Annotated in this window: 18 protein-coding genes; 6 read left to right on the forward strand and 12 right to left on the reverse strand. The window is 64.7% G+C overall.

Annotation, left to right across the window (positions count from 1 at the left end; all coding sequences use genetic code 11):
* Nucleotides 1-14 precede the first annotated feature (14 nt).
* Both ACQP2U_RS32715 and ACQP2U_RS32720 read right to left on the reverse strand, forming a co-directional pair.
* A complete protein-coding gene (locus ACQP2U_RS32715; RefSeq protein ID WP_397035314.1) occupies nucleotides 15-392 on the reverse strand; it encodes a hypothetical protein in 378 nt (125 codons plus the stop codon).
* A 107-nt stretch (nucleotides 393-499) separates the two neighbouring features.
* Complete coding sequence (locus tag ACQP2U_RS32720) at nucleotides 500-1084, reverse strand: TetR/AcrR family transcriptional regulator (protein WP_433710990.1); 585 nt, start codon at nucleotides 1082-1084, stop codon at nucleotides 500-502.
* A 169-nt stretch (nucleotides 1085-1253) separates the two neighbouring features.
* On the opposite strand from ACQP2U_RS32720, the gene ACQP2U_RS32725 reads away from it, so the two are divergent.
* Nucleotides 1254-1973, forward strand: a complete 720-nt coding sequence (locus ACQP2U_RS32725; RefSeq protein ID WP_433710991.1) for an SDR family oxidoreductase — start codon at nucleotides 1254-1256, stop codon at nucleotides 1971-1973.
* Nucleotides 1974-2035: 62 nt separating this feature from the next.
* Here the strand turns inward: ACQP2U_RS32725 and ACQP2U_RS32730 are convergent, their stop codons facing one another.
* Nucleotides 2036-2182 (reverse strand): DUF1059 domain-containing protein, encoded by a 147-nt coding sequence (locus ACQP2U_RS32730; protein ID WP_397035317.1) that lies wholly within the window; start codon nucleotides 2180-2182, stop codon nucleotides 2036-2038.
* A gap of 420 nt (nucleotides 2183-2602) precedes the next feature.
* Here ACQP2U_RS32730 and ACQP2U_RS32735 point away from each other — a divergent pair, with 420 nt between their 5' ends.
* Nucleotides 2603-2809 carry a hypothetical protein gene (locus ACQP2U_RS32735; protein WP_433716654.1) on the forward strand — a complete coding sequence of 69 codons (207 nt, stop codon included), beginning with the start codon at nucleotides 2603-2605 and terminating at the stop codon, nucleotides 2807-2809.
* 109 nt (nucleotides 2810-2918) lie between these two features.
* Here ACQP2U_RS32735 and ACQP2U_RS32740 read toward each other — a convergent pair whose 3' ends face one another.
* From ACQP2U_RS32740 to ACQP2U_RS32765, 6 genes are all read right to left on the reverse strand, one after another.
* Nucleotides 2919-3575, reverse strand: a complete 657-nt coding sequence (locus ACQP2U_RS32740; RefSeq protein WP_397035319.1) for a TMEM175 family protein — start codon at nucleotides 3573-3575, stop codon at nucleotides 2919-2921.
* An 85-nt stretch (nucleotides 3576-3660) separates the two neighbouring features.
* On the reverse strand, nucleotides 3661-3825 hold the full coding sequence (locus ACQP2U_RS32745) for a hypothetical protein (protein WP_397035320.1): 165 nt from the start codon (nucleotides 3823-3825) through the stop codon (nucleotides 3661-3663).
* An 80-nt stretch (nucleotides 3826-3905) separates the two neighbouring features.
* Entirely contained in the window at nucleotides 3906-4673 is a 768-nt protein-coding gene (locus ACQP2U_RS32750; protein ID WP_433710992.1) for a 3-oxoacyl-ACP reductase, read from the reverse strand.
* Between the two features lie 10 nt (nucleotides 4674-4683).
* On the reverse strand, nucleotides 4684-6042 hold the full coding sequence (locus ACQP2U_RS32755) for an aldehyde dehydrogenase family protein (RefSeq protein ID WP_433710993.1): 1359 nt from the start codon (nucleotides 6040-6042) through the stop codon (nucleotides 4684-4686).
* Complete coding sequence (locus ACQP2U_RS32760) at nucleotides 6039-6779, reverse strand: gamma-glutamyl-gamma-aminobutyrate hydrolase family protein (RefSeq protein ID WP_433710994.1); 741 nt, start codon at nucleotides 6777-6779, stop codon at nucleotides 6039-6041. The genes ACQP2U_RS32755 and ACQP2U_RS32760 overlap by 4 nt, the downstream gene beginning before the upstream one ends.
* On the reverse strand, nucleotides 6760-8124 hold the full coding sequence (locus ACQP2U_RS32765; RefSeq protein WP_433710995.1) for a glutamine synthetase family protein: 1365 nt from the start codon (nucleotides 8122-8124) through the stop codon (nucleotides 6760-6762). Before ACQP2U_RS32765 ends, ACQP2U_RS32760 begins: the two co-directional genes overlap by 20 nt.
* 77 nt (nucleotides 8125-8201) lie before the next feature.
* Here ACQP2U_RS32765 and ACQP2U_RS32770 point away from each other — a divergent pair, with 77 nt between their 5' ends.
* Nucleotides 8202-8462 (forward strand): hypothetical protein, encoded by a 261-nt coding sequence (locus tag ACQP2U_RS32770; RefSeq protein WP_433710996.1) that lies wholly within the window; start codon nucleotides 8202-8204, stop codon nucleotides 8460-8462.
* Nucleotides 8463-8667: 205 nt separating this feature from the next.
* Here ACQP2U_RS32770 and ACQP2U_RS32775 read toward each other — a convergent pair whose 3' ends face one another.
* Together ACQP2U_RS32775 and ACQP2U_RS32780 are read right to left on the reverse strand one after the other, a co-directional pair.
* A complete protein-coding gene (locus ACQP2U_RS32775) occupies nucleotides 8668-10113 on the reverse strand; it encodes a pyridoxal phosphate-dependent decarboxylase family protein (protein ID WP_433710997.1) in 1446 nt (481 codons plus the stop codon).
* Nucleotides 10107-11456 (reverse strand): ATP-grasp domain-containing protein, encoded by a 1350-nt coding sequence (locus tag ACQP2U_RS32780; RefSeq protein ID WP_433710998.1) that lies wholly within the window; start codon nucleotides 11454-11456, stop codon nucleotides 10107-10109. The genes ACQP2U_RS32775 and ACQP2U_RS32780 overlap by 7 nt, the downstream gene beginning before the upstream one ends.
* Nucleotides 11457-11572: 116 nt before the next feature.
* Here ACQP2U_RS32780 and ACQP2U_RS32785 point away from each other — a divergent pair, with 116 nt between their 5' ends.
* Complete coding sequence (locus tag ACQP2U_RS32785; RefSeq protein WP_433710999.1) at nucleotides 11573-12127, forward strand: hypothetical protein; 555 nt, start codon at nucleotides 11573-11575, stop codon at nucleotides 12125-12127.
* Complete coding sequence (locus ACQP2U_RS32790; RefSeq protein WP_433711000.1) at nucleotides 12124-13221, forward strand: hypothetical protein; 1098 nt, start codon at nucleotides 12124-12126, stop codon at nucleotides 13219-13221. The genes ACQP2U_RS32785 and ACQP2U_RS32790 overlap by 4 nt, the downstream gene beginning before the upstream one ends.
* Here the strand turns inward: ACQP2U_RS32790 and ACQP2U_RS32795 are convergent.
* Nucleotides 13183-14607 (reverse strand): aminotransferase class V-fold PLP-dependent enzyme, encoded by a 1425-nt coding sequence (locus tag ACQP2U_RS32795; protein ID WP_433711001.1) that lies wholly within the window; start codon nucleotides 14605-14607, stop codon nucleotides 13183-13185. The two genes, ACQP2U_RS32790 and ACQP2U_RS32795, sit on opposite strands and share 39 nt — an antisense overlap.
* 401 nt (nucleotides 14608-15008) lie before the next feature.
* Here ACQP2U_RS32795 and ACQP2U_RS32800 point away from each other — a divergent pair, with 401 nt between their 5' ends.
* Complete coding sequence (locus ACQP2U_RS32800; RefSeq protein ID WP_433711002.1) at nucleotides 15009-15845, forward strand: SDR family oxidoreductase; 837 nt, start codon at nucleotides 15009-15011, stop codon at nucleotides 15843-15845.
* Nucleotides 15846-15913 lie beyond the last annotated feature (68 nt).

The raw sequence follows: 15913 nt of genomic DNA on the forward strand, positions 1-15913 counted from the left end.
CGAGCGATGCCGATTCACAACGAGCGCGCGTCGATCATCCAGATCTGAATTCCGGACGGCCTGGCATTCTCACCGATCCGATCGATCAACCGGACCAGATCGGCGACATCGTCGTTCTTGGCAAGCAATTCGATGCGCAGCCCCGGATCGACATCGCTGACGAACTCTTGACCCCGATAGCGTTCGACTCGACTGGCGCGGTCGTCCACCCGGTAGATCTGGCACACCACCATCCGACGCACGCCGAACATGGCCAGCGCCTGCTTGATCTGATCGAAGAGGGCGGCAGGCAACACCAGCGTGATGAGCTTCGCATCGACGCCGTCACCTGGGCTCATCGGGTCATCGATGCCGTACCCGACACTGCCCCGGAGGTGGATGGTGGCATTCACATGGCCGCCTGGTTCCCGGGCGCCTCACCCGATGGTTGTCCGGCGCCGGCTTAGGCAGAGCGGGCGCAGCGGGGACCGACCCCACATGGGCGGATTTACAAAGGATCTCACGGCGCGAGCATGGTCGCGACACTGCTCGTGACATCCTTCGCCAGCGCGGCGTTCACCGGTGCGTGGTGACTGAGCAGTCGATACCACATCGCACCGAAGACGAAGTCGACGACGAGATCCAGCGGGACCGACGGGGTCAGTGTTCCGGCGTCGATACCGCGCTGGAACAGTTCACGTAGTGTCGCTCGTCGCGGGCCGATCACGCTGTCCTGCAATCGTTTGGACAGGGCCGGATCGCGCTGTGCGTCGGCCATCAAACCGACCAGCGCCTGACCCGTCACTTTCCGCGCGAGTTCGAATGTGGCCGTGAGCAGGCGCTCGACCGCGACGAGCACATCCACCGATTCGTCCGAAACCCGCAGTGCCGCATGTTCTTCGGCCAATCCGATCAGTGCCTCGATCAGGATGGAGGCCTTGTCGGGCCACCAGCGGTAGACCGTCTGTCGCCCGACGCCCGCCCCGTCCGCGATGGCCTTGATGGTCAGGTCTTGGTAGCCGTCCCGCTCGCAGAGCTGCAGCGCGGTGTGCAGGATGGCGCGCCTGGCGTCCTCACTGCGGGGTCGACCGCGGGTTCCTGTCATGCGCGTCACTTTACAAGACACTGTGCCTCGAATATATTAACGAGGCACGGTGGTTCGAAAATCATCGTGACTCGAACTTCAGGAGGATCTTGTGAGCGAGCGTCAGCGAGCGAACCATGTCACAGCGCGCGTTGCGCACGACGGAGCCGAGCGCCAGCGAGGCGCAGTCGTGAGCAACAAAGTCGTCATCGTTGGCGGAACCTCTGGAATCGGCCTGGCGACCGCTCGCCGACTCGCCGCACACGGCGCCCAGGTCGTCATCGCCGGACGCAACGAAGAACGACTCGCCGCGGCACTTGCCGACCTCGGCCCGCAGGTCACCGGCAAGGTCGTGGATGCGCGGGCCGAAAATGAACTGGCACAGCTGTTTTCGGAGGTCGGACCGGTCGACCATGTGGTGGTTACCGTGACCGGACCGTCCGGCACCACCCCGTTCCGCGAGCTGGGTCTGGACCATCTGCAAGCCCATGTCTCCGGCAAACTTGTGCCGCACGTCGCCACCATTCAGGCGGCGCTACCGCACCTCGCGCAGGACGGATCGATCACGCTGGTCTCCGCCGCGTCCGCGGGCGGCGCCATGCCGACAACCGCCGCACTGGCCGCCGTCAATGCCGGTGTCGAGGCCATCGTCCCTGTGCTCGCGGTCGAACTCGCACCTGTGCGCGTGAATGCCGTATCGCCGGGTGTGATCGACACCGAATGGTGGAGCTTCGTCCCCGAGGATGCCCGCGCCGAGGTGTTCGCCGGAATCGCGGCGCAGACTCCGGTCGGCCGGATCGGCAGCGCGGACGATATCGCGAAGGCCATCGAATTCCTCACCGACAACACCTTCACCACCGGCGTGGTGGTTCGGGTGGACGGCGGTGCTCGCCTCGGTTCCCCCAAATAACCCACCGCAGCCGGCCTTTTCGTCACGAGCGTGTTCGCGTGACGAAAAGCCGGGTGTGGTGATCAGTAAGCGATGAACAGAATTTCGTCCCGGGAATAGTCGTGCCCCGGGTGGTTCTCGGCCAGATGCGCCTTGGTCTTCTCGACCAGGTCATCCTCATCCGTCCCGACGATCCGTTCGCCGCAGGGGCAGTTCAGATTTCGCTTCATCAGCGGTCCTTCCTTCTCCCCCGTCAGTCTAAGCACGCGCCGTACACACGAGCCGCCGCATACCCCATCCGGGCCAGGCTGCGCACCGCCACGGCTCAACGCACGTGGATCTGCGCGCATGCTGCGGGCTTGTACCTCGTAAAAGATCACTCCAGGCGGGAATGGCGCGCACCGCGCCTACGGCGACGGCGCCCGCTTCGCGCGTCACTACCAACTCCACCCGGCACAACGCCAGCCAGTAGTGGTAGGCCCTCTCGTGTGGTTCGGCCGAGACGGACCCGCCTGATTCGTCGTCGCCTCGCGCGTCGATCGGTGGCGGCCGATACCCGACGAAACGGCCCATCGCGGCTCGGACAAATCCGACAACCTCGACCTCGGCACCGCGCTCGAAAGAGCGCAGAATGGGACCAGGAGGTCATGATGCAACTGCTAAAGGGCCTGCTCGGTGTGGTGTTGGGGATCGTGACGGCCGTGCTCGGCACGGTAGTCGGGATCCTCGCGGCCGTGGTCTGGCTCGTCGGCGCGGTGCTGTGCGTGACAGTGCTCCTCATTCCGCTGGGGCTCCCTGTCACACGGCTCGGCCGCCGCCTGTTCACGCTCGCCGGGCAGCTGATGCACCTTCCCTGAAGACGGTCCTCGGCTTATTCGACGCCGGACGCGCCGCCGAGCTTCCACGTGCCGCGACGGTCTTGGACGACCAGCACGGTGATCGGTTCCCTCCCACGCCGACCGCAACCTATTCGGTGTCCTGCGCGGACTGCTTCCCCCAGCCTTGGCTGGTGATGGCGTAGAAGATGGCGGTCAGCAGGTAGAGGATGAGGGCGGCTACGGGCCAGAGGAGACCTATGGCTATGCAGAGGGCGTAGATGAGGATGCCGGGGTAGGCGCGGGTGGTTTCGCGGCGGGCGAAGGCGGCGTCGTAGCCGGGTTCGAAGAGTTCGGGGTGATGGACAAGGCGCCACCACAACGGGGCCCAGGGGATGGTCATCACGACGCCCGCTATGCCGTAGACGGCGGCGGCCGCGGCCGCGTCGCGTTGTTCGCCGTGCACCACGTATTCGGCGAGAAGGCCGGTGGGGAACGGCAATACGGAGACACCGAGTAGCAGCATCAGGTTCCACCACCGGATCACGTGGTCGAGGTGGCGCAGGCGGCCGAAGAAGCTGTGGTGGTTCATCCAGATGATGCCGATGGTCAGGAATGAAGCCAGATATGCCACATACGACGGCCAAATGTGGCCGAGGGCTTCGAGCAGGTGGCCCGGTTCGTGCTCGGGTACCCGAATCTCGAGGATCAGCAGGGTGATTGCGATGGCCATCACGCCATCGCTGAATGCCTCCACCCGGGCGGTGCCCGATAATTGTGCGCTCGGGAGCTGTCCGTCGTCGACCATATGTGCAGGGTAACGCCGTAACGTTACCCATGCCCTTGCTATCGCTCTCGGCGTAGCGCCGCATTGAATCCGGCGCTACGCATACTCAATTCCCTTGATCCACTTGTGGATACGATCCGGGCGCGCTGCCGTCACTGCGGCTGAACACCGGGCGGAAGTCGCCGCCGCTGGTGTCGGCTTGGACCGACGACTCCGTCGCCAAGGCGTCGTGGCTGAACAGCCCGGGCGATCGCCCATCTTCCGTACTCATATCACGAGCCTCCCTCTGATCGGCGACCTATGGCGAACCCTGGCTTGCTGCTCAGCGGTCCGCCCGCATCAACCGTACCTTTACAACGGTGTGACGTACGCGCCGGAGATGCCACCGTCCACCAGGAACTGCGATGCGGTGATGAACGAGGCGTCGTCGCTGGCCAGAAATGCGACGGCCGCCGCGATTTCCTCCGGCTCGGCGAAACGCCCGACGGGGATGTGTACCAGACGGCGCGCGGCGCGCTCCGGATCCTTCGCGAACAGTTCCTGCAGCAGCGGCGTGTTCACCGGTCCGGGGCACAGCGCGTTGACCCGGATCCCATTGCGCGCGAACTGCACTCCGAGTTCACGGCTCATCGCGAGCACACCGCCCTTGGATGCGGTGTAGGAGATCTGCGAGGTCGCCGCACCCAGCACCGCGACGAACGACGCGGTATTGATCACCGAGCCCTTACCCCGTTCCAGCATGTGATTGATGGCGTACTTGCTGCACAGATACACCGAGGTCAGATTGACCTCCTGCACCCGACGCCAGGCTTCGATACCGGTGGTCAGGATCGAATCGTCTTCCGGCGGTGAGATGCCGGCATTGTTGAAGGCGATATCGAGTCCGCCATAAGTGTCGACGGCGGTCTGGAACATGGCCTCCACCTGGGCCTCGTCGGTGACGTCCACCTTGACGAACAAGCCGCCCACGGCACTGGCCGCGGCCTCGCCCGCGGCGGCATCGATATCGGCGACGACAACCTTGGCGCCTTCAGCCGCGAATCGGCGCACCGTGGCCAAGCCGATACCACTTCCGCCACCGGTGACGACGGCGACTCGATCCTGTAAGCGCTGCAACACATCTCCTTAACTAGGTGGCGATGAAGACGTTCTTGGTCTCGGTAAAGGCAAGTGCCGCATCGGGTCCGAGTTCGCGTCCGAGACCGGACTGTTTGAATCCACCGAACGGCGTCCAATACCGCACCGAGGAATGCGAATTCACCGACAGGTTCCCGGCCTCCACACCGCGTGCCACCCGCAGCGCCCGGCCCACATCATTGGTCCATATGGAGCCGGATAGGCCGTATTCGGTGTCATTGGCAATGCGAAGGGCATCGGCCTCGTCCTCGAACGGCACCACCGCGACCACCGGCCCGAACACTTCCTCGGTGAGCACCCGATCCGATGGCGTATCGGGAAGCACAACCGTTGGCGGATACCAGAATCCGGGTCCCTGCGGCTGTGTGCCGGTGAAGGCGACCTTGGTCGACGGATCGATGAACGATGCCACGCGGACGCGATGGGCGGCCGAAATAAGCGGCCCCATTTCGGTGGACTCATCGCCCGGATCACCGACCCGAACCCCGCGAACCGCCGGTTCCAGCAATTCCAAGAATCTGTCGAAAACACTGCGCTGCACCAGAATTCGCGATCGCGCACAGCAATCCTGTCCAGCATTGTCGAAAACGCCGTAGGGCGCGGTCGCGGCCGCGCGCTCCACATCGGCATCGGCGAACACGATATTCGCGCTCTTCCCACCGAGTTCGAGCGTCACCCGCTTCACATGACGCGCGCATCCGGCCATGATCTCCTTGCCCACCTCGGTGGACCCGGTGAACACCACCTTCCGGACAGCCGGATGGGTCACGAACCGCTGACCCACCACCGACCCTTTGCCGGGCAACACCTGGAAAACCCCTTCCGGCATACCGGCTTCGAGCGCGAGTTCACCCAACCGAACAGCGGTCAGCGGGGTCAGCTCGGCAGGCTTGAGCACCACGGTATTCCCGGCGGCAAGGGCAGGCCCGAATCCCCATGCCGCGATCGGCATCGGGAAGTTCCACGGCACGATCACCCCGACCACGCCGAGCGGTTCGTGGAAGGTGATATCCACCCCGCCCGCGACCGGAATCTGGTTGCCGAGCAGGCGTTCCGGAATCCCGGCGGCGAAATGCAGCACATCGCGGACATTGCCCGCCTCCCAGCGCGCATTGCCGATGGTGTGTCCGGCATTGGTGACCTCGAGCTGGGCCAGCTGCTCGATGTTCGCGTCGACGACGTCGGCGAATCGACGCAGCAGTCTAGCCCGATCGCCCGGCGCGACGGCGCGCCAATCGGCCCCGGCCCGCTGCGCCCGCTCGATGGCCGCATCGGTCTCGGCCGCGCTCACCAGCTCGAGTGTCGTGACGACCTGCTCGGTCGCCGGGTTGACCACCTGTGTTGTCATCACGAATTCCGCTCCTTTCGATAGTTGGCCGCCGCCTCGACCAGTGCTCGCATCAGCCGCGTATCGGTCGCATCCGCCTCCGGATGCCACTGCACACCCACCAGGAACGGACCGTCCGGCGACTCGGCCGCCTCGATCGTGCCGTCCGACGCATGCGCGGTCGCGACCAGGCCGTCGGCGAGGATGGCGACTGCTTGGTGATGGTGGCAATTCACCTTTACCTCGGGCCCGGCGATCGTGGCGACCAGGCTGTCGGGCACGGTCGTGACCCGGTTCGGGTGGAAGCCGCCCGGCGTACCGGAATGGTCGTCGTGGCCGAGCTGATCCGGCAGATGCTGGATCAGCGTGCCACCGAAGGCGACGTTGACCAGTTGCATGCCGCGACAGATCGCGAGAATCGGCACACCGGCCGCGCGCGCCAGGGCGAACAGCTCGAATTCGGAATCGTCGCGGTCGGCTCGGAGTGGTCCGAGGGCGCCGTCCGGTGGTGCACCGTAGCGGGCCGGATCGATATCGGCGCCGCCGGTCAGCACCAGCCCGTCGAGCCGATCCACCAGCTCCGCGCGCGCCACGCCGGTGGGTGGCAACAGCACCGGTATGCCGCCCGCGCGCTCGACCAGCTGCAGGTAATTGTGCGGCAGTACCGCACTCGGCACATCCCAGGCGCCGAATCGGGTCTGTTCCAGGTAGGTCGGCAGGCCGATGACCGGACGGATCTGCTCAGAGCCGTTCGAAACCACGGATTCGCTCCCAATCGGTGACCGCGGCGTCGAAGGCGTCCAGCTCGACCTGTGCCGCATTCCGGTAATGGTCGACCACGTCGTCGCCGAACGCTGTTCGTGCCACCTTGCTCTCGCCGAACAATTGCGCCGCTTCCCGCAGCGTACGCGGCACTCGCGGGCGCTGGGACCGGTAGGCATTGCCATGGAATTCCGGCTCGAGCGGGAGCGCGTGCTCGATACCGTGCAATCCGGCGGCAATGGTCGCGGCGACGGCCAGATACGGATTCACATCGCCGCCCGGAATCCGATTCTCCATCCGCAGGGACAGATCCTCACCCACCACGCGCAGCGCACAGGTCCGGTTGTCGCGTCCCCAGGCCAGTGCGGTCGGGGCGAAGCTTCCTGGCACGAATCGCTTGTAGGAGTTGATATTCGGTGCGAGCAGATAGGTGAATTCGCGCAGGCAATCCAGTTGTCCGGCGAGGAAATGCCGCATGAGCGCCGACGTGCCGTGTGCACCGTCGCCCGCGAACACCGCCGCGCCCGAATCACCGCGCAGGCTGATATGTATATGGCACGAATTACCCTCGCGCTCATTGTATTTCGCCATGAAACTGAGACTGCGCCCCTCCTGGGCGGCGATTTCCTTGGCGCCATTCTTGTAGATGCTGTGGTTGTCGCAGGTCACCAGCGCCTCGTCATAGCGGAAGGCGATTTCGTGCTGTCCTGGATTGCATTCCCCCTTCGCTGATTCGACATACAGTCCCGCACCGGCCATTTCATTGCGAATACGGCGCAGCAGCGGTTCGATGCGTGCGGTCCCGAGCATCGAATAGTCGACGTTGTACTGGTTCGCGGGCCGCAGATCGCGATAGCCGGAATTCCACGCGTCCTCATAGCTGTCGTCGAAGACCAGGAACTCGAGTTCGGTCCCGACATAAGCCCGCAGTCCGCGCTCGGCGAGCCGCGCCAATTGCGCCCGCAATATCTGCCGTGGCGAAACTGTCACCGGCGTGTGCGCCGGTTCCACGTGCTCCACATCACACAGCACCAGCGCGGTTCCCGGCTGCCACGGCACCAGCCGCAGGGTACTCAGATCCGGCCGCAGCACGAAGTCGCCATAACCGGTTTCCCAAGAAGAGATCGCGTACCCGTCGACCGTGGCCATATCGACATCGACCGCGAGCAGATAGTTGCACGCCTCGGTGGCATGCCCGATCACCTCGTCCAGAAAAAACCTGGCAGCACACCGCTTTCCCTGTAAACGGCCCTGCATATCGGTCATTGCTACCAGCACCGTGTCGATCTCCCCCGCCTCGACGAGCGCGCGCAACTGCACCAGCTCCAGCATCCCCGTACGCATCGACAACCCCTCTCGGCAGCAACTTTGCCAACGCTAGAGCAAAAGGGTCGAGTGCGTGTCCCGACACACAAAACCCAATGGTCGGTTGGCGTCGCGATTTGCAATTCGAACTCGTCGGCAACCACCTCAGCGGTGTCGCGGCCTATCGCGATGAACCGCCGTGGACCAGTGCGCAATGGCCTCGACATGCCGAGATCGGACGGATCGGATACGACCTGCTCGCGCGATGTTGGCTGACACCGGCGAAACAACTACTCGCCGACCCCGACGACCTGGCCCGACAGATCGGCCGAATGGTGAACGGCGCTGGACCGATCGACACGTCCAGTTCGTCGTAGTTGGTTCACGACAGCGCGGGGCGGCATATCCAGGGGCGGTGGCGGATCCGATGCTCGCCGACCTGCTGGACGAGACCCGCCACGCGGGTAGTGAGTACTGGCCAGCCGACCGAACCGCCTACGCCGCAAGTCGAAACATCGTAATGCCGACGCGTATGCGCCCGGCTCGCGATGTCAATGCGGCATGTCGTTTGCTGCCGAACGTTCAAGTACGAGCGGCGAGAACTCGGCCGCACTCAACGATGTGATCGAGGGTGTTGTCGATGTGCCGGACGCTCGTTCGCGGATTGATGGTGCACATCCGCAGGACGGTCTCGCCGCGCACCGCCGTGGTGGTGATCATGGCGAATCCGCCGTCCAGCACGGTGCGGGCCAGCTCGGCTTGGAAGGAGTCGAGTCCTGCGCCCGGCGCCACACCGGGCGGGCGATATCGGAAAGTGACGATCCCCAGCCCCGGCTCGCTGGCCGGTTCGAGGTCAGGGTGGTTGCCGATGCGTGTGGCCGCGTGCTCGGCCAGAGCAATTCCTTGGTCGACGGCGTCGCGGAAGGCGTTCGCGCCAAAGGTTTTCAGCGACAACCACAGTTTGAGCGCACGCAGACCGCGGGTCTGCTGCGGGCCGTAGTCGGACAGATTCGGTTCCCTGCCATCGGATTCGGCGACCGCGAGGTAGCCACTGTCGAGGAAGTGCCGGGCCATCGCGAAGGTTTCCGTCAACCGCTCGGGCTGCCGAAGTAGGACACATCCGAGTTCATAGGGCTGGAAGAGCCACTTATGGGGGTCCAAGGTAAGCGAATCAACACGATTGAGACCCGCCAGGGTGCGGCGACCGCGGGCGGTGGCGGCGGCCGCCGCACCCAACGCGCCGTCGGCGTGCAGCCACATCCCTTCACGACCGCATACGTCGGCGAGTTCCTCGATCGGATCCACGGCGCCGGTACTGGTGGTGCCGATCGTGGCGACGACCAGGAATGGATGCCATCCAGCAGCGCGGTCGGAACCGATACGCTCGGCCACTCGCGCCGGGTCCAGGCGGAGCCGGTCATCAGGCGGCAGGACCACGAGTTGGTCACGTTGCAGGCCGACGATGTGCAGGGCGCGGGCGATCGAGGGATGGGCTTGGGTCGAGCAGTAGGCGCGCGCTGTACTGAGATCGCCGCCGAGCAAGCTGTCACGCGCCGCGGTCAATGCCGTGAGGTTGGCGATCGAGCCGCCGGAGACGAACAGTCCGCCGAAACATGGTTCGAGACCGAGGAGTTCGCGCAGCCAACGCAGCGTGACCAACTCCAGTTGGGTGGGCCCGGAGCCGACCAGCCACGCCCCGGGGACCGACAAAAAGGCCGCCGCCAACGCGTCCGCGAGTACCGCCGGATAGTTGCCGGAGGTCGGCACGAAGCCGAAGCACCGCGGATGGTCGGAATGCATACCGGACGGCAAAGCGTCGCCGGCCAGCCGCTCCAACAACCCAACCAGGTCTTGGCCGTGTTCGGGGATCGGCTCATCCCAATTCTGTTCGAGGTCATCGCGAGACCGGCGGACGAGTACCGGCCCGAGCTCACCTTCGCTCATGCGCTCGATGATCAACTCGATCGCACGTCGGCCCGCCGCACGCATCTGGTCGACCGGCAGGGTCAGCGGTGGCGGGGTCAGCATGACGCTGCTTCGACGCAGGCTGACACGGCCCTCACCCAGTCGGACCCGGCCGCGGTGAGGTGCGGATGCGCCTGCAGGCCGGCGGCAGCTTCAGCGAGCTGGAGCAAGACGAGCTCGTCTCCCTCGGCTACCTCCACCCCGGGTTGGGCTTGCGCCCACAGCAATGCGTGACCGGCTGGAAGGTCTGCCAGGCAACGGTTTTCCGCTGACACGAGGGCACCGCCTGCCAGCCGATAAGTTCCAGATTCCGGCAGTGCGCCCAGCCGCCTGTCGCGCTCGGCGTGCACAACCAGCTGGCCGAGCATTGGCACCGGTGCGACGATGGTCTGCACCGGCAGCTCCGGCAGCAGACAGGCGAGCACATGCAGACCGAGGCACGGCAGCAGGTCTGCGCGCTGCTCGGCTGCTTGCACCAACGACACGACCGTCTGGAATCGGGGATTGATCTCGATGGCCAACGGCCGATTCCCATCCAGTACCATGTCCAAGCCGAAGACCCCGCGGTATCCGCGCAGACGAAGCTGATCACCCACCCGAGCCGCGGCCGTGCGGATGGCTTCGTAGGCGCCGTCGGGTAGATCGGCGGGGGCGATGAGCTGATTGCCGCAGTGGGCGCCCCAGACGGTGGTCAAGCCGGGGATGCCGACCAGCTGCTGCGACACCGCCGTCACGATCGTGGCGTTTCCGGCGACGCATGCGGTGACGGTTACCGAGGGGCCGTCCACGTACCGGCCCACTCGCAATTCCCTTGCGGCCCAGGCATCGAGACACTCCTGTAACTCGTCGTGATTCCGCGCGAAACGAGTGCCCCTGCCGATCAGATTGTTCTCGCGGCGTTGGACCACCACCGCCTCCCAGGCGTCGGGCCAGTACTGTCTCGCGCCGGCACGGTCGGCGGACGGCACCCGCACGAATTCCGGCGTTTCGATGTCGGCTTGCGCGAACAGGGTCAGGGCGTCGAGCTTGTCCGCCGCGAATGCCGACGCCGCCGGGTCGGGCGCCAGCAACGGCAAGGCTTTGGCCGCAGCCCATTCGATGGCCGTCGGACCATGTTCGGGGGCGAATGCCACGCACACCGCACGCCCGGCAGTCCCGGGAGCATCTTTGTCGGAATGCGAAAACGGTGAAACAGCGTGCAGCTCAGGCCCCCGTCCCGCACGGAGAGCAGGGCGCGCGGATGCGGCAAGGAAGGGTGAGCGGTCCAACCAGTAAATCTCGTCGACCACTGCTTCCAGCATGCCGATGCCCTGAGCCAGGCCTACCCCGTCGATCTTCGCGAATCGCTGTGGGATAAGCCCGGATTCGGCCATCCCCCGCCCGCCGGTTGCCTGGCTGATCGTCATGGCCCGTGACTCTATCCGAGCCGTTCGCGGGCTTTGGATCAGCGACGCAAGATGCACTCGGCGGACAGGGGTAGCGGTGGCTACGACTGCGACGGGACGTTGCTAATCTCACCGCCATGATGAACTCGAAATTTGCTCTGGCCCTGTCGGTTCCGATTCTCGCCAGCCTCGTCGGGATACCGCTCGCAGGACCAGCTAACGCCGATGACGTGTTGCTCACGTGCACCGAGAAAGGAACCGTCAACTGGCTCGGCGCCGGGATCGGCGACTCACCCGCAAAGGTCGGTTGGACCGATACGATCACATTCAGCAACTGCACTGGCCCGGCGATTGACCAGGGTTTGCCCTATCCCGTCAGTGAGACGGACGCCGGCACCGAGACCGCCAGTTGCAGTCAGCCGACCACCGACAACGAAAGCACAGGGACGATTGTCTGGTCCGACGGCACCACCACCGCAGTCAGCAGCGGAAGTTCCGAAATCGATGCCGACGGATCCCGTAGCGGCGAATTCCCAACGCTGATCAGTACCGGACCCTATAACGGCAAGACCGCCACCGACACTAACACTGTGACTCCCACAATCGGCTCCAGCATCGCGACCCCCTTCGGCCAACTGTGCCTCGGCGTGACCTCCGCGACGCTCGAGGGAACCTTCACGATCACCAAGTGAGTTTTGTTCACTTCGCCCGAGGCGTGCGGACGTGTGTCGGACGCCTCGGTGAACACTCGCCTCCCGACCCGGAGTCCGTTGTGCCGCTACCCATCCTTCCCCTGCTGCATCCTCGGGAACTTCCCGGTATGCGGGAACAGATTCTGGTCTCTGCGCCGAGCACCATCGGCTCCGATCTAGCGATGTGCCTTCGCCGGGCGATGGACGACGAGGAAGTGCCGCTACCCGATCTCCGGAATCTCCAACCACCGATCATGGCGAACAGCGACGAGTCTGCTTTACGGCTGGACACCACACAGGCTCGGTACGACGCATACTTCGGCGTCCGTAGAACTCGAGACCACGACGCCCTGGCCAAGGGCGTCCTCATCGCCTTCCACGGCGTGCTCGACAATCTACGGTCCGCCCGATCGAACCTCGCACCGGTGCAATGGCATCCGTTGGCTGCCGGAATACACAGCACGCTGAATTTCCTGCTGCCTGCCGACAGGCGCACCTGCTACCGACATTCGCCGCTGCCGCGCCCTCACCGCGCTGCTGATCCTGCCGGGCGCTGGCAAGTGGGACACCGTGCGTTTTTCGTCCTCACCCAATGCGTCATCATCGGATTACGCGGTTTTCTGGACGCTGCGGAACGTGCAGCATGGCGTGACGCGGTCACCGCGCTGGACTATGGCACCGCGATGCTTGCCGCATCCGAAGCGTGCCTGCGCTTCACCGCTGACTTCCATTCCGACGACTACCGCCGAACCGTGCGTCCCGCGATGCCACCGGAATTCACCGGACTCGCGTCCGCCGACCACGCCTGCCTCATCACATTGCTGCGAGCGGTAGGACCGACACTGGGGGCAATGCCCGCGGAGTTCTCGGAACACCGGGAGGCACTGCGGGCCACACTGCACTCCGTTTACCTTGCCCACCAAGGCATCTGCGCTCGATTCGACGGCGACCGCAGTCCGAGTCTGCGGATGGCTCCGCACAGCGCGGTACCGGCGACAGCTGTCCTGTCTCGCCTTGCCCGTTCGCGGTCTCGGCTTCTCGAACCGCAGATCACGCTATCCGGGCAGGAGGCGAGCCGCTTCGCGGCAGAGTAGATCCCACGCATCTGCCACATGGCGGTCTCGGGTGGAGATCGCGCCTATGGCCATTCGTAACGTGTATGTTCCCCGTAATTTAGTGTGGGACAGGTAGATCCGTCCGGTCGCATTGACCGCTTCGAGGAGTTGCCGGTTCACTTCATCCGGCCCGCGCAACCGGAAACACACCAGCGATAGCGGATGTGGTGCCATCAGCTCGAATCGACTATCGCCGGCAACCCATTCGGCGAACTGCTGCCCGAGCGCGACATGGTGCCGGATGTGCGCGCGAAGACCTTCACCGCCATACCAGCGGATGACCGACCAGAGCTTCAGGGCGCGGAACCGACGGCCCAACGGCACCCCCCAATCTCGGTAATCCACCACCGAGTGCGACTCGCTGGCCTGGTTGCGGAGATATTCCGGCAGCACGGACAAGGCACCGATCAGCGCGTCACGATCAGCTACATAGCAGGCGTCACAGTCGAATGTGGTGAGCAGCCATTTGTGCGGATTGGTGGCGTAAGAGTCCGCGTAGTCGTTGACGCCGTGATGAATCCAGCGCAGTTCGGGGCATATGGCGGCCACTCCGGCGTGTGCGGCGTCTACGTGCAGCCAGGCACCGAATTCCGTGCAGACAGATCCTATTTGTGGGACGGGATCGATAGCGCCGGTCGAGGTTGTACCGATTGTCGCCAGCACCATTGCGGGGGTATAACCCGCAGCAATATCGCGCTTCATCGCGTTCCGAAGTGCGTCCGGGTCCATCGAGAAGTCCGCGCGGGTGTCGACCGTTCGCAGCGCCGCGGCACCGAGCCCGGCGACGCGGGCCGCTTTCTCGCATGCCGAATGTCCTTCGGCGGATGTGTAGACGGTAAACCGACCGCTTGCCACACCGTCACGCGTCGCCCGTCCGTTCGAAGCCCGGTGCAGCGCGGCGAGCAGGGCCACCAGTATTGCACTGGAGGCGGTGTCCTGGATGACACCACCTCCGCTGCCGGTGGAAAGAAACCGATCGGACAACCCCAACAGTCCGGCCAGCCAATCGAGGACGTGCTGCTCCAGTTCGGTACATGCCGGGCCGGTCTGCCACATCATCCCCTGCACATTCAGTCCGGCAGTGAGCAATTCGGCCAGCACTGCCGGTCCTGAAGTATTGCTCGGGTAGTAGGCGAAGAAACTGGGATGTTGCCAGTGTGTGAGACCGGGCACCACAATCGTGTCCATATCTTCGAGCACCGCATAGAAATCTTCACCGTGCTCCGGCGCCCGGGCCGGTAGTTGCTCTCGCACCTGTCCCGGTTCCACCTGTGCGAGGACGGGTAAAGACTCCACTCGGTCCCAGTAGTCCGCAAGCCAATCCACCACCGCGCGACCGTATTCCCGAAACTCGTCCGCGGTCATATGCCTGGGCGCAGGATCGACGGCTTCCGGAGCCGGCGACCACTGAGCATCTCGCATATATCCGCCCTTCCTCGGTGTTGCGATGACAGTCACTGTACTTCCGGTGCGCGAGTTTCCCGACCGTGCGGCTTATGCCGTCGTGGTGGCAGCCGGGTATGCATCGGGATCGGGATTGCCGCTCAGATGGAACGACCTACCCCTATCCACCCCTATCGACAGTCATGCACGACGGCGACAACTACGGCGCAGCATCGTCGGGCCGAATTCGGCACGCGCGTGCTGATCTGCACAATCGATGGGACGCCCTTGAGCTACCTGGTCATTCGCAGGCATCGGGCAACTCGCCGAAGCCACCCCGAGAGCGGATTTCGGATATGCCATTGGTGGCAAGGTGATCGAACATGAAGACGATCCTGATAACGGGGGCCACCTCGGGCATCGGTCTGGAAGCCGCACAACAGCTCGCCGCGGGGGGCGATCGGCTGGTGTTGGTCGGCCGGAATCCGCAGAAGCTCGCCGCCAGCGCGGAATTGGTACGGGCCGCAGGGGCGGGATGGGTCGATACGCTGGAATGCGATATGGCATCGCGGTCCTCGGTGCGCCAACTCGCCAAGGCGGTCCAAGCCGCCTATGACCGCATCGATGTACTGGCGAACAACGCGGGCGGCTACCACCAGACGCGCACCGAAACCGAGGACGGTATCGAGGCAACCTTCGCCACCAACCATCTCGGTGGATTCCTGCTCACCGAACTGCTCATCGATCTGCTGGTGCGCAGCGCCCCCGCGCGCATTCTGTTCACCTCCTCGGTGATGCACTACGGCGCGACCCTCGATTTCGACGATCTCGGGTTCCGCGAAGGCTATTCGGGCGAAAAGGCCTACAGCCGGTCCAAATTGGCCAATGTGCTCTACGCCCGCGCACTGGCCGATCGGCTCGCGGGCACCGGCGTAACGGTCAATGCGTTCCATCCCGGCGCGGTCGCGACCGGTATCTGGAATTCGCTGCCGTGGTTCGGGCAACCGATTATCGCGCTCGGCAAGCGCCTATTCTTCATCACCGCGGCCGAGGGCGCCGCCGCGCTCACCTTCCTCGCGACCGATCCGAGTGTCGCGGAGGTGACCGGCGCCTATTTCCGTAAGACCCGAGAGCGCGAACCGTCGCGGCTGGCCCGCGATGATGCGCTGGCCCGCAGATTGTACGAGGTGAGCGCGAGTTTGGTCGGGCTGCCCGGATAAGGCGACCCACGACAGCGCCGTCGAACCTCCTGGCAACACAGGGAAATCACGCGACACAGAAAGCAGGG

Source organism: Nocardia sp. CA-084685, from assembly GCF_050955785.1.
Lineage (GTDB): Bacteria > Actinomycetota > Actinomycetes > Mycobacteriales > Mycobacteriaceae > Nocardia.